This is a genomic window from Streptomyces sp. NPDC096105 (assembly GCF_044763335.1).
In the GTDB taxonomy this organism is placed as follows: domain Bacteria; phylum Actinomycetota; class Actinomycetes; order Streptomycetales; family Streptomycetaceae; genus Streptomyces.
In genome coordinates, this window is sequence record NZ_JBIWGC010000008.1 from 284263 (window position 1) to 297913 (window position 13651).

Annotated in this window: 8 protein-coding genes and 2 pseudogenes; 5 read left to right on the forward strand and 5 right to left on the reverse strand. The window is 71.2% G+C overall.

Features of this window, described 5'->3' with window-relative positions:
- Positions 1–186 precede the first annotated feature (186 nt).
- Complete coding sequence (locus tag ACIQ8B_RS16320) at positions 187–456, forward strand: hypothetical protein (protein ID WP_403547442.1); 270 nt, start codon at positions 187–189, stop codon at positions 454–456.
- Between the two features lie 272 nt (positions 457–728).
- Here ACIQ8B_RS16320 and ACIQ8B_RS16325 read toward each other — a convergent pair whose 3' ends face one another.
- Together ACIQ8B_RS16325 and ACIQ8B_RS16330 are read right to left on the reverse strand one after the other, a co-directional pair.
- Positions 729–1301, reverse strand: coding sequence for a DUF421 domain-containing protein (locus ACIQ8B_RS16325; RefSeq protein WP_290006485.1), 573 nt, complete (start codon positions 1299–1301; stop codon positions 729–731).
- Positions 1302–1588: 287 nt separating this feature from the next.
- A complete protein-coding gene (locus ACIQ8B_RS16330) occupies positions 1589–2848 on the reverse strand; it encodes a cation:proton antiporter (protein WP_403547444.1) in 1260 nt (419 codons plus the stop codon).
- An 891-nt stretch (positions 2849–3739) separates the two neighbouring features.
- On the opposite strand from ACIQ8B_RS16330, the pseudogene ACIQ8B_RS16335 reads away from it, so the two are divergent.
- Positions 3740–4670, forward strand: a pseudogene (locus ACIQ8B_RS16335) (molybdopterin-dependent oxidoreductase); the annotation flags it as partial.
- A gap of 307 nt (positions 4671–4977) precedes the next feature.
- Entirely contained in the window at positions 4978–6261 is a 1284-nt protein-coding gene (locus tag ACIQ8B_RS16340) for a cation:proton antiporter (RefSeq protein WP_403547446.1), read from the forward strand.
- Between the two features lie 155 nt (positions 6262–6416).
- Here ACIQ8B_RS16340 and ACIQ8B_RS16345 read toward each other — a convergent pair whose 3' ends face one another.
- The 3 genes from ACIQ8B_RS16345 to ACIQ8B_RS16355 all read right to left on the reverse strand — a co-directional run bounded on the left by ACIQ8B_RS16345 (position 6417) and on the right by ACIQ8B_RS16355 (position 10521).
- The gene (locus ACIQ8B_RS16345) at positions 6417–6671 is read right to left on the reverse strand and encodes an ANTAR domain-containing protein (RefSeq protein WP_403547448.1); all 255 of its coding nucleotides are present in this window, start codon (positions 6669–6671) and stop codon (positions 6417–6419) included.
- A gap of 597 nt (positions 6672–7268) precedes the next feature.
- A complete protein-coding gene (locus tag ACIQ8B_RS16350) occupies positions 7269–9338 on the reverse strand; it encodes a SpoIIE family protein phosphatase (protein ID WP_403547450.1) in 2070 nt (689 codons plus the stop codon).
- A gap of 22 nt (positions 9339–9360) precedes the next feature.
- Positions 9361–10521, reverse strand: a complete 1161-nt coding sequence (locus tag ACIQ8B_RS16355) for an acyl-CoA dehydrogenase family protein (protein WP_403547452.1) — start codon at positions 10519–10521, stop codon at positions 9361–9363.
- A gap of 439 nt (positions 10522–10960) precedes the next feature.
- Between ACIQ8B_RS16355 and ACIQ8B_RS16360 the strand changes: the two genes are divergently transcribed.
- Entirely contained in the window at positions 10961–12409 is a 1449-nt protein-coding gene (locus tag ACIQ8B_RS16360) for an alanine/glycine:cation symporter family protein (RefSeq protein WP_403547454.1), read from the forward strand.
- Between the two features lie 805 nt (positions 12410–13214).
- Positions 13215–13651: pseudogene (locus ACIQ8B_RS16365) on the forward strand (hypothetical protein); the annotation flags it as partial.

Genomic DNA, 13651 nt, shown 5'->3' on the forward strand with positions numbered 1-13651 from the left:
GAACGGTCGGCCGCTCGCACACCGAGCAGCACGCGCATCCCGGCAGGCACACAGACCCGGAGCCGGCCGGGGGTACGACGCCCACGCCCCCATTCGCGCCTGCCACGTGTCCCGCGCGGCACCACGGGTACCCGGTCAGCACCGCATCCCGTACCAGTGAACGCTCCGTTCGAAGGGATGATCCGGATGCTCATACTCGGACTGCTCCTCCTCGCAGCCGTAGGAGCCTTCACCGGCCTGGTGATCGCCGGCAATCTCTCCGGTGGCCCCGAGTACACCGTGTCCGTGCTCGGCCAGGACATCGCCACCATGAACACGCTGGCCGTCTTCTGCTCCGGCCTGGCCCTCGCGCTCATCTTCTGCGCGGGCCTGAGCGCGGTGGCGGGCACAGCGGCCCACCGCCGCCGCGAGCGCCCCCGCAGGCACGCGACTCATCCCGGAGGCCCCGGCCGGTGAGACGGGCTCGGCACCCGACTCGAGGGCATGTGCGGGCCGGGCAGCCAGGGAGGGGCGCGAGACAGTGGAAGCCTTCACCGCCCGCAGTCACCCGGCGAGCCGGGGAACGGCCGAGGTGACGGTTCCGCCCCTCGCGGGGCGACCGTCCGGTGCGGGTATCGCGGCAGTGGACCCCGTCCCCCGGACCTGGTCCGCGCGCCGCTCGTCGGTAGTGCCTGCCGCGGGTCCCTCCGGAGAGCCGCTTACGACGGCGGCGTCCAGGGCGAGCCCGTTCAGGCAGGTCCATGCCGGTCGCCATGCTCAGCGGCCTGCTGTCCGACGTCGCGGTGGCGCGTTTGCCGCTGCGGCACGCCGTCCATGGCGCTTCCCGAGCCGTGTTGCGAGCGGGAGATCACGCTGAAGCTGCCGTCCGTCTCCAGGACCACCGCGTGTACCAGCTCCAGCGCCCCGGTCCCCTGGGCGCGGATCGCCTGACGCACCTCGTCCGGTGTGACCCGTTGGCGTCGCATCGCCTCATGGAGCAAGCGGCCCTCGTGCAGCAGCAGGGTCGGCTCGGCCTTCACCAGCCGGCGAACACCCCGGAAGCGGACCGACGCCCAGGCGGTGACGAACTGCAGCGTCACCAGCGAGCCGAGGGCGAGGGCCCCCTCCCAGAGGGCCACCTGCCGGTTGAGCAGGATGGTGGCCAGGGTCGATCCCAGCGCGACCGTGACCACCAGGTCGAAGGCGTTCATCTTCGACAATGTCCGCTTGCCCGACGCACGTACCGCGGCGATGAGGATCGGGTAGGCCAGCCCCGCCATGACGAGTACGCGGAAGATTTCATTCCAGGAATCGAAGAACACGAACCCTCTGGTACCCGGCGCGAGGGCCCCTCCCACAAGGACCAAGGTCCGAAGACCGGTCCGTCAGGTCGGCGGCCGTCCCGGCACCGCCTGGCCGAGCCTCGAACGCCTTTCGGCCTCGCGCCTGCCGCCGGGAGGGCACGGCCGGCTGCGTGGTCCGGCTCGCCGGCCGCCGGCTCGGCCGGCATGCGCCCGGAGACCGACGATGAGGCGCGTGCCGTCGTGCCGGACCGGGTATGCACCACGCTCCGGCCCGGCGGTGGACTCGTGGGTACACCTGTGCGGATTCAGGTCACGGTCTCCTCGGTTCCTCCGGTGACCGCTCGGCGGTAGAGGGCCAGACCGGGGGCCGTGGTGACGCCGTGCACGACGGTGCTGGCCACGATGACCAGCGTCCCGGCCGCCAGCACCCCGGGGTCGGCGCCGAGCCGGTGGGCCTCCATGGTCAGGTAGAACAGGGCCGAGACGCCGATGGGGCCGAACCAGCCCAGGAAGACGGCGTCCCGCCAGGACAGGGACAGGGAGCGCTTGAGGGCGAGCAGGACCGGCAGACGGCGCACCAGCAGCGCGCCGAGAACCAGCAGGGTGCCGCGCCACCAGCCCAGCTCGCCCCACTCGTGCCAGGGGATCATGGCTCCGAGCAGTACGAACAGCGGCAGGACGAGGAAGCGGTTGACCGCTTCATCGATCTTGTTCTCACTCGCTCGTTCGTCCACCGAACTGACCGCGTTGAAAGTCAGGCCGCTGACGAAGACGGCCAGAACGCCGTCGAAGCGCAGCAGCCCGGACGCGCCCAGCACGAAGAGGGCCAGCAGCAAGGTGTACACCAGCAGCGGGCCGGATGAGATGCTTCCGCTCCTCTCCGCCACGCGCAGTACTTTCCCTCCCAGCCAGCCCGCTGCCACTCCGAGGACGAGCGCGCCCAGCACCTGCCACAGGGACTCGGTCAGCGCTCGTGTCCCCGTCAGCGGTCCGGCGATCGCCACAGCGGCGAGCACCAGGGGCAGCGCGAGCCCGTCGTTGGCGCCCGACTCCAAGGAGAGCAACTGCCGGGTCCGGGCGGCGATCCCCTTTTCTGCGGGCTCGCCGGTGACGACGCTGGAGGCGAGCACCGGGTCGGTCGGGCACAGAGCCGCTCCCAGCAGCGCCGCCGTACCGAGTCCGAGTCCGAGTACGGCAGCCGACACCACCGTGGTGAGCAGTGCCATCCCGGCCATGGCCACGATCAGCAGGACGAGCAGCGGTCTCGCCCGCGCTCGCACCTCACGGAACGGATAGCGCAGGGCCACGGCCATGACCGAGACCGCCAGGAGCAGACGGGACACCTCGTGCAGTTCCTTGTGTCCCTCCACCACTGTGGGCAGATCAACGGCTCCCAGCACCTCCGGGCCGAGGACCATTCCTGTCAGCAGGGCCAGGAGCGGCGCGCTCAGCGGGACGCGCCGGAGAGGCCCGGAGAGCGCCGCCACCACCAGTCCCAGGGCACCGACCACCGTCAGCAGGACGTTCAGCATGCCCGTCTGCTTGCCCGGCCGTGAAAGGAACATGTCCTTTCAGCCCGTCAACCCGCCCGATGGACCAGCCCCGCCACAGCCGACTGCTCCGGGTCATCGGACAGGTCCGGCGTGTTCCCCGGTGCTCCCAGGGCTGGGCAAGCGGCTCGGCACCGCGTGAGCCATCCACCGAAAAACTCCAGAAGGCACAAGAAGTCGATCCAGGGGAGGAAGGGACGAGTCCAGGAATCAACGCCGTGGGGCCCGCCATGGTCAATTCCGCGAACGGGGGCGCGCACCCCGGCGCCCGGCCCGCGGGAATCGGTGGGGAACGGCCCGACAGTGCGCGGGAGGAGGCGAGAGAGCCTTATTCGCGCATTGTCGTGCGTCCCGTGGGCAGTCCTCTGCCCTTGGGGGTCGTGGGGCTGTCCGGTGGCACCTTCGTCCTGGCGGGGCTGCAACTCGGCTGGGTTCCGGTGGCTCAGTCGCACGCGGTCGCGCTGGTGCTGCTGGCCTTCGTCTTCCCGGTGCGGGCGCCGGCGAGCGTGCTGGGGTTCCTGTGCCGTGACGCCGTCGCGGCACAGGCATGGGTGCACTGGCCGGCACCTGGCGGGCGATGGGTGCGATCATGGCGAGCGGTCCGCCGGGGCCACCGGCGAAGCCGCCGGGTTGCTGCTCCTGCTGGCCGGGCTCGCGCTGCTGATACCGGTCACGGCCGGCGGAGCCGACAAACTCGTCGCCTCCGTGGTCCTGGTCACGTCGTCACTGCGCTTCTTCCTCACCGGCGCCTACCACCTGTCCGGCGGCACGGCAGGGAAGGAGGCGGCCGGCATCACGGGCCTGGTGCTCACCGCTGTCGCGCTGTACGCCGCACTGGCCTTCGAAGCCGAGGACGTCAGGCACCGTGCGGTGCTGCCGACGCTGCGGCGAGGCTCGGGGGCCGGAGTGCTGCACGAGATCATCACCAACGGCTGGATCGACCGCGACTACATCGACGCCCACGTCGTGGGTTTCGACGAGTTGAGCGAACGGGTCGAGGACTATCCGCCCGAGCACGTGGCGGAGATCTGCGACGTGCCCGCCGACCGGATCCGTGAGGCCGCCCGCGTGCTGGGCACCGCGCGGCGGCTGATGTCCACGGTGCTCCAGGGCTTCTACCAGTCCCACCAGGCCACCGCCGCCGCCGTCCAGGGTCAACAACCTGCGCCTGGCCCGCGGCATGCTGGGCCGGCCCGGCTGCGGTCTGCTGCAGATGAACGGCCAGCCCTCGGCGGAGAACACCCGCGAGTGCGGCGCGGACGGCGATCTCGCGGGATTCCGCAACTGGTCCAACGACGCACACGTGGCCGACCTGGCCCGCGTGTGGAACATCGACCCGATGCGGATTCCGCACTACTCCCCACCCACCCACGTCATGCAGATGATGCGGTACGCGGAGGACGGCTCCCTGCGCATGCTGTGGGTCAGCGCCACCAACCCCGCGGTCTCCCTGCCCGGACCGAGCCGCATCCGCTCCGTACTGGCCCAGAAGCGGCTGTTCCTGGTGGTCCAGCACCTCTTCCTGACCGAGACGGCACAGCTGGCGGACGTGGTGCTGCCCGCCGCCACCTGGGGCGAGAAGACCGGCACCTTCACCAACGCCGACCGCACGGTCCACCTGTCGGAGAAGGCCGTCGACCCTCCCGGCCAGGCACGTGCGGACCTGGACATCTTCATCGACTACGCGCGCCGCCTGGACCTGCGCGACAAGGACGGCCGGCCGCTGGTGAAGTGGCACGACGCGGAATCGGCCTTCGAGGCGTGGAAGGAATGCAACCGCGGCCGGCCGTGCGACTACACCGGCCTCACCTACGACAAGCTGCGCGAGCGCGGCGGGAGCGCGGGGTGCGGCGGAGGCACCGGTGCCACGCCGTTGCGGTCCGGCTCGCGCTGACGCGCCCGTCGTGCCTGGTCCGGAAAGCGGGCCGGCGGGCCGGTCATGGCGCAGACCTCCATGGGCCAGAACGACGGCACTTGTGTGTTCTCGGTGTTCCGGGCGCAGCGGATCCGGACGGCAGCGCGCGATGAACAGGTGCTCGGCGGATACGCATACCGGGCCCGGGCCGTGGCAGAGGACAGGACAGAGGCGCCCGCCGATCCGGGCCGGCGCCGCAGGGCCCGGCCGACAGCGGGGAGCGTTCCAAGTGGTACTCGTCATCGTCTTCGGAGCGGCGCTGTTGGTGGCCGTGCTGCTGTCCGGGCTGGCCGCCCGCTCGGTGCTGTCCACCTCGCTGCTGTTCCTGGTGGGCGGCGCGCTCGTCAGCGACGGCTTCCTCGGCCTGATCCACATCACCCCGGACAGCGACATCGTCCGGGTCACCGCGGACCTGGCGCTCTTCGCGGTGCTGTTCACCGACGGGATGCACGTCTCCTTCCCGGCCCTGCGCCGGTCCTGGCGCAACCCGGCCCGCGCGCTCGGCCTGGGCATGCCGCTGGCCTTCCTCGGGGTCGCGCTGCTCACTCACTTCCTCGTCGGCCTGGACTGGACGACGTCCTTCCTGATCGGCGCCGTACTGGCACCCACCGACCCGGTGTTCGCCTCGGCCATCGTGGGCCGCGAGGAGGTCCCCGCCCGACTGCGGCAACTGCTCAACATCGAAAGCGGCGTCAACGACGGCCTCGCGCTGCCGTTCGTCCTCGTCCTCATCGCGGCGGCCGCCCCCGCCGGCCACACCGAGGACGTGGGTGCCGCCTCGATCGCCGGGGAACTCCTCCTCGGGCTCCTCTTCGGCGTGGCCCTGCCGCTGCTGGTGCACTGGCTGGTCCGCTTCCGGCTGCTGGGCGCGGAACTCTCGCTCCAGCCCCTGCTGCCGCTGGCGGTCGGTGTCATCCTGTACGCGGCCTGCCACCTCACCCACGCCAACCCCTATCTCGCCGCCTTCTCCGCGGGCGCGGTGATCGCCGCACTCGCGCCGCAGGCCAAGGACGCCTTCGAACCGTTGGGGGGAGCCCTCGCCGAGCTCGCCAAGTTCGCGGCGCTGCTGGTCTTCGGCGCGCTGCTCACCCCGCACCTCTTCGGCGAGCTGTCGATCGGCGGCTACGCGGTGGCGGTCCTGTGCATCGTCCTCATCCGCCCGGCCTCACTGCTGCTGTCCCTGGTGGGCACCGACTTCAACCGCAAGGAGAAGCTCACCGCGGCGTGGTTCGGCCCCAAGGGCTTCGCCTCGGTGGTCTACGGACTGCTGGTGCTCCAGGCCGGCATCCCGCAGGGCGAGGAGGCGTTCACCCTGATCGCCGTCACCATCGCCTTCTCGATCGTCGCCCACAGCAGCACGGACGTACCGATCGCACGGATCTTCGACGTCGAGAAACTGATCGGCCTCCCCGACGACGACGGAAACCCACAGCATCGGCCGGACCCCGGCGCGCCGCAGGGGCACAGCGGCACGGGAACCGGCAGCCACGACGACCGGCCCCGTACGCACTGAGCGGCCTGCCCGCGAGGATCCGACCGGTCAAGCGCCCAGGGCCATGACGGCGCCGGTGGTGCAGCACTCCGGGGCACTCTGCGGGCCGGGGCTCGTCACCGGACGGGAGCCCTTGACGTGGCTCGGCCACCAACAGCGCTCCGCCCGGTCAGGTGTCACCTGTTCGTGCAGCAGTCCCGACGTTGTTCTCGACGCGGTACGTCGAAGGCTCGGTCCTCGGTGAGGTGACGGCTGCCCATGAGAATGCCCATGGCCTCGCCGACGAGGTGACACGCGGTGACGGCTTGTTCCACCTGGTCGTGGGTGCGGGCGCCGGAGCGGGCAACTGCGGCGTGGGAGTCCGGCAAACAGCCGGCCGTCTCCCCCTCCTCGGTGAAAGAGCCGGGCTTGCGGGGGTACAGGTCGAGCACCCAGAGCTCTTTGACATGGAGCAGGAGCCCCTCATGCCGCCCACGCCCAGCTCCCGGGCCCTGGGCGCGAAGGAGGGCCGGCGGGGCGCTGGTCCTGGGTGAAGTCCTTGGTGCGGTTCGCTCTTTCCCCGCCTTCGTGGGAACCGCGTCGAGACACGGTCCCTGGCCCAGCCGCTCCTACAGCCGGTCGCTGTCGACGACCAGCTGTCCCGTCGGGGCGGGAGAGTCGGCCTCCTGGCCCACAGAATGAGGATCCCCGCCTCGTCGAACCCCTCCACCAGATCGGTCGCCGCTCCCGGTGATCCGCGCCGGCGTGTCCTCCACGGACTTCCGCGCCAGCAGATCCCGCGCCCGGGAACGAGAACGTCAGCTCAGCCTCGCACACGCGGACCAACGGGCAGCCCCACGACGGGCAGGGCCATGCACTGCGGCCCCGGGCATCACGGCATGTGGCCGGCCGGGTGGCGTGGTTCCCGGCGCCGTCCGCGGACACCACCTCGCGGCCGGACGGGCTCCGCACCGGATGCCCGGCCCGGATCAGCGCCGGCCGGCCCCGCGGGTGGTGAGCCGGCGGGGGGCGAGCTCCCTGCTGTGCCCTCACCCGGTGCTCGTGCCGGCTCCCTTGCCGGATGCCGTTCGGACCGGCAGGGCCGTCAGTGCCAGGACGGCGAGGTCGTCGCGCAGCCGTTCACCCCACCAGCGGCGGGCGTCGTCCAGCAGGGCGGTGGCCACGTTCTCGGCGGGGCCCGCCGTGCCGGTCGGCGCCAGGGAGGCGACGATGGCAGCGAGGTCTTCCGGGTCCCGCTGGTCCGCGGCACCGGCCCCTTCGGTGAAGCCGTCGGTGTAGAGCACCAGGGTGTCGCCGGGGCGTAGTTCCACTTCGGTGACCGCGTGGCTCGGCGTCTCCAGCACGCCCAGCAGGGTGCCCCGCGTGTCCAGTGGCGCGGTGTCGCCGTTCGCCCGGCGCAGGAGCGGTGCGGGGTGGCCGGCGCTGGCGATGTGGAGGCGGGCGGGGGAGCGGGTGGCGTCGAGGACCACGTAGACGAGGGTGCAGAAGGGAGTGCTCTGGCGGCGCAGCGCGTTGTTGACCAGGCTGAGGACGTGTGCGGGGTCGCTGGTGTGCTGGGCGGCGGCCCACACGGTGTGGCGGACCAGGCCGGTGATGGCGGCCGCGTCGGGTCCCTTTCCGCAGACGTCTCCGAGGACCAGGACGTGACGGCCGTCGGAGGCGGTGAAGGCGTCGTAGAAGTCACCGCCGATATGCAGCCCCTGGCTGAAGGGGGCGTAGCGGGTGGCGAGGTCGAAGCCCGGCAGGTCGGGCAGTGTGGGTGGGAGCAGGGGACGTTCGAGGGCCCGGGTTGCCTCGCTGAGGCGGTTGAGCAGGCGGTCCTGTTGCGTGCCCACGGCTATCTGGTCGGCGATGTTCTCCAGGGTGGTTATGACGGAGCCGGGCAGCGCCAGGCTCGTGGTCAGCGACAGTACGCCGAGCAGGTCCCCGCCGGAGATGAGAGGGAAAGCGGCGAAAGAGCCCCGGCCGCCCGTGGGCGAGGAGGCGTGCGGGTCGGTGCGGGGCGGGACGTCCAGGTGCGGGCGGCGTGCCGCGACGACCTGTTCCACCAGAGCGCGCTGCGTCGTTCGGCAGAAGGACGTGTCGGGGGATTCCGCGTCGTCTTCGGCACAGACGGCGTGGACCAGTTCGCCGTGGGTGTTCAAGCTCCAGATGCACACGCGGTCGGCGCCCAGGCAGTCGGTGGTGGCGCGCACGCACGTGTGCAGGCGTTCGTCCAGTGGCCCTGGCGCCGTCATGGCGGCGGCGACTTCGGCGGTGAGCAGGGCGTGGCCGGTGCGTTCGGCGAGCTTGCGCTGGGCGTGCAGGCGGTCGGTGACGTCCTCGGTGAGGACGAGGGTGCGGCTGCGGCCTTCGGTGTCCAGGAGTTGGCGTACAGCCATGCGCAGGGCCTGGGAGGTACCGTCGCTGCGGACGCGTTCGAAGACCGCGTCGGGCTCGGCGTCCCGGTCCGGCCCGGAGGTGGTCAGGTGGCGGTGCAGCGCGGTGCGCTGGTCTTTGGGGAACAGGTCGGTCACCGGCCGGTGCACCGAGTCCGGCTCCGTCAGCTCCAGGATGTCGGCGGCCCGGGGGTTCCAGGCGATCACGGCGTCACCGTCCAGCATGAGCACACCGATCGGGGCCTGGGTCAGGAACTGTCCCAGCAGCCGCTCCCCCAGCTGCCGGTCGATCGAGGTTCCCGAAGACAGGTGCCGTTGAGCAGCGGCCTGCGCCGCGGCGTGCGCATGGCGGTGGGTGAGCCGCTGCAGCAGCTCGCTCACGACCTGTGGCATCCGCTGCGCTGTCTCGCTGTCCTGCACACGGTGAACGACATCGTCGGGGAACAGAAGCGGGAGCACGGCGAGCCTGTCCTGCGTGGCGGGGGCCGCCATCACGGCGACCGCCAGATCCGCGGGGTGGGGCCGCAGGGAGTGAACGACGCCGACAGGCGCCGTGACCCCTTCTCCCAGTACCGCCACCGTGAGCCGGCGCAGACCGGGCGTTCCGCCGGTATGGACCAGCACGTCCTCGACCGTCGACTGGACGATCTCGGTCGTTGAGGCCAGCTCGGCGGTGAGGGCGTTGACCGTCCGCTGCGGGACCTCGACAAGCAGCAGCAAGGGCAGACCGTGGTTCATCGCGTCAGCCCTCGAGGAGCGGTTCGTCGAGCAGGGCTCTGCCGGTCCACACCCGCAGCAGGTCGGTCACCGGGGACATCACGTGCGCGGCCCGCGCGTCGCGCAGCAGGCGGTGCAGGGACGAGTGCTCGCCGTAACCGACACCGCCGACCAGGGTCAGTGCGTCGTTGACGGTAGCCTCGGCGGCCTCGGCCACCTCGGCCTTGGCGGAGGCCAGGCCCAGCAGCGCCTCCGGGGCGCCGATCTCCGCCTCGGCGGCGGCGTGGTAGATCAGCCGCCTGGTGCGTTCCACACGGGCCCACATCGTGCCCAGACGGTGCTGCACCACCGGCTGCCCGGCCGCGGACCGGCCCGCACGCGTCCCTTTGCGCCGCAGCAGATGGGTACGGGTTTCCTCCAGAGCCGCCACGGCGACACCGAGGTAGGTGCCGGCCATGGCCATCAGGAAGTAGGGGGCGACGACATTGAAGACGTACCAGATCTCGTCGCCCTCCTCACCCAGCAGGCACCAGTCGGCGATCTCGACTCCTCGCAGCTCCAGCCCGCGCGAGGCGTTGCCGCGCATGCCGAAACCCTGCCACTCGGGCCCCCACTCCAGACCCGGCACGCCGGCGTCGACCACCGTGCAGGAGAACTGCCCCGGCGGCGTGCCCGGCCCGGCGGCCAGGGTCGACAGGACATAGGAGTCCGCGTGGCCGGCGTTGGTGACGAAACTCTTGGCTCCGGTCAGCCGCAGCCGGTCCTCCGCCATCCGCTCCATACGGGTCTGCGGCAGCCAGAACTCCCCGCCCGTCCCCGGCTCGGACAGGGCCAGAGTCGTCAGATGCTCACCGGCCGCGATCGGCTCCAGGTAATGCTCCTGCTGCCGGCGGCTGGCCTTCGCAGCGATCACCGCGGAGCCGACGAGGTGCATACCGAAGCAGATCGACGTCGAGGCGCAAGCACGCCCCGTTGCCTCACCGACCTGCGCCACCGCCAGCAGCCCGTGCCCCATCCCGCCGCACTCCGCCGGTACCACCAGCCCGCCCAGACGGGACCGCAACGCGGTCATGCCCTTTTCCGGCCACCTCTGCTCCGCGTCCACGGCCACGGCCTCCGGGGCCAGAACCCCCTCGGCGATCTCCCGCGCCATGGCCACCGCAGTCCCGAGCTCGACTCGCGCCACCGCTGCACTCCCTTGCTTCACACGGCCCGGCCGACAGCATCGGCGGGCATGACAGACCTCCTTCGGCGCACTACTGCCAGACGCCCATGCACCCTCAACTTTATGGCGTACTCGGTCATCGCTTGCACGGCCCCCGAATCGCCTGCTGGGCGCGGTTCCGCAGAGCATCCCGCGGCGGGGGCCGACTGCGGAGGAGGCGCCGACGACCAGCCCTGACGACGGCTTCGACCGGTGGCTTCCCGCACGTGCCGGGTTCATGTGAGGCAGAGCACTTTCAGGAACCGTAGGCAGCGGCGGCCACGCCAGCCTAAAGTCCTGGGGTTTGCGGAGCGTTTACCTCCGCACCACCCGGCCCGGCCGTCCGCTCCGTGCACGACCTGTACGCGCATGCGGAAACCGGGCCGATTCCCCGACTCACGAGGAACCGGGAAGCATTCGCATGAGCACGTTGGAAACCTGGGTCGTCGAGCTCAACGACGTCTTCTGGACATACCTGCTGATTCCACTGGTCGCCGCCGCCGGCATCTGGTTCACGCTGCGCTCCAAGGGCGTGCAGATCCGTCTGATCCCGGAAATGTTCCGGGTCTTCAAGGACAAGCCGCAGTCCGGCGTCAGCCCCTTCGGAGCCTTCAGCATCTCCGCCGCCGCGCGGATCGGCACCGGCAACATCGCCGGTGTGGCCACCGCGATCACCATGGGCGGCCCCGGAGCCGTCTTCTGGATGTGGATGATGGCCCTGGTCGGCGGTGCCTCGGCGTTCGTCGAGTCGGTCCTGGCCCAGCTGTACAAGGTGCGCGACACCGAGCCCGGCACGTACCGAGGCGGCCCGGCCTACTACATGCAGAAGGCGCTCGGAATGCGCTGGCTCGGCGTGGTCTTCGCCGTTCTGATCACGCTGACGTTCGGGCTCGTGCTGACCGCGGTGCAGTCCAACACCATCACGGTGGCCGCCAAGGGCTCCTTCGGCTCGGACGCCTCCTGGTTCGACCCCGTCCTCGGTGTCGTGCTCGCCGTGCTGCTCGCGCTCGCGGTGCTCTTCGGCGTGAAGCGCCTGACGGCCGTCACCAAGATCCTCATCCCGGTGATGGCCGGGCTCTACCTGCTGGCCGGCCTGGTCATCGTGCTCCTCAACCTCGGCAACGTGCCGGGCATGCTCGGCGACATCGTCGGCGGGGCTTTCGGCTTCCGCGAGGTCGCCGGCGGCGCCGTGGGCACGGCGATCCTGCAGGGCGTGCGACGCGGCATGTTCTCCAACGAGGCGGGCATGGGTTCCGCCCCGAACGCCGCCGCGGCCGCGGAGACCACGCACCCGGTCAAGCAGGGCCTGGTCCAGACCCTCGGCGTCTACTTCGACACCCTGGTCATCTGCAGCATGACCGCCTTCGTGATCCTCTCCGCCGACCCGACCCTCGGTGAGCGCGGCGGCGCGGACGTCACGCAGTCCGCCTTCACCAGCGCGCTCGGCGACTGGGCCGGTCACCTGCTGACCCTGGTGGTCTTCATGGTCGCCTTCAGCTCCATGATCGGTAACTACTACTACGGCGAGTCCAACATCCAGTTCATCACCCGCAGCAAGAGCGTGATGAGCTCGTACCGCGCCATGGTCATCGCCTGCGCCGTCCTCGGCGCCATCGGCTCCGTCCCGCTGGTCTGGAGTCTCGCGGACGTCACGATGGGCGCGATGGTCCTGGTCAACCTGATCGCGATCATCCCCCTCGGCGCGGTCGCCTTCCGCCTCCTCGACGACTACACGGCCCAGCGCCGCCAGGGCCTCGACCCGGTCTTCCGCAAGGACCAGGTGCCGGGCCTGCGCGGCGAGGTGGAATGCTGGGGCGCGTCGGACGAGGACGCCACCTCGAAGGAGCGGACGCCGGTCGGCTCACTCTGACACGAACGCGCCCCCGCGCGACCGTGCACGTCGAAGGGCGGCACCCTGGAAGGGTGCCGCCCTCGGGTGTCACGGGGCCGGACCCGGCTGCGGCGCGCAGGGGTGCGCGGCCCGCTGCGCCGTCGAGCGTTTGATGCGCGAGGACAGCCTGAAGCGGCCGGCGGCGCAGGTGCCAGGCGTCGAATCGCCGCTCGGCACCGGGCCGCCGACGCCCGTCCGGCGGGTGTGGCCGAGCAACCCGTGCGGCTGCGGGAGGCGTTCGGCGATCCGGTCGGGGCCGCCGGCGAAGAGCGTGCCACCCGGGCCGAACGCGGCGCCACGGTCGGCCCGGGGCCGGGCGGCCGGGTTCGGCCACGCCGTCGGCCGTCATGCGGTGCGCGCACGTCGGGCAGGTGTCGCGGGCGGGCGTCGGTGCCGGCGACGAAGCCGTGGACGGCGACGGCGGTGTCCGCCTCGCCGGCAGGGTGGCCGGACCTGTTCCAGGCACCCCCTCGCCGCAGCGGTCCTCGGCCCCACCGTGTCCCAGGTGGTCCTGGATCAGGCCATACTGCGGGCGGCGGACGGCCTCGCGTCCGCCGAACGGCCGGCGGCGGACGATCGCCCCGATGCGCATGGATCCGGTCGTGCCCCGGTGCGCCGGCACTGTCATCTCGGCTGATCCGGTGGGGAGATCACACGCCCCTGGGCGCGAGCGGTGGCTGAAATCCGACGGTGACGGCGAGGCCCGCAGGTGGACCTGTGCTCGTCGTCCGCGGCGGGGTACCCGTCGGCGCACGAGTTCCCTCGTCCTCAGGAGGCACCCCCCATGACGTTCAATCCCCTGGAGCAGCGGGGCATCCCGCTGGACCGTCAGCTGCGCAGCTGGCGTGAGCTGAACGTGGACCCGATCGACCCTGACCACTGCGACCCGTACACCCGGTGCCGGATCATCACGATGAACGGGATCGAGGTGGAGGCGATCCAGTTCAGCCACCAGCTCGCCCGGCACACGCGCGATCCCGAGATCAAGCGTCAGCTGGCCCGGACCCGGTACATCGAGGCGCAGCAGCAGAAGGTCGTCAACTGGCTGCTCCCGGGTGTCTCCTCGGTGCTGGAGACGACCATCGCCTACGAGCAGGTGGCCGTCGACCTGACCGCATGGGTGGCGCGGATGGAGCCGGACCCGTACCTGAAGCAGGCCTACCAGTTCGGTGTGCTGGAGGACTTCGACCACCTGTACCGGTACGCGAACCTGTACGAGAT

Bases quoted from the DNA above. Each gene is read 5' to 3' on its own strand.
- ACIQ8B_RS16320 (WP_403547442.1), top strand. From the start codon at position 187: ATGCTCATACTCGGACTGCTCCTCCTCGCAGCCGTAGGAGCCTTCACC.
- ACIQ8B_RS16330 (WP_403547444.1), bottom strand. From the start codon at position 2,848: ATGTTCCTTTCACGGCCGGGCAAGCAGACGGGCATGCTGAACGTCCTG.
- ACIQ8B_RS16360 (WP_403547454.1), top strand. From the start codon at position 10,961: ATGAGCACGTTGGAAACCTGGGTCGTCGAGCTCAACGACGTCTTCTGG.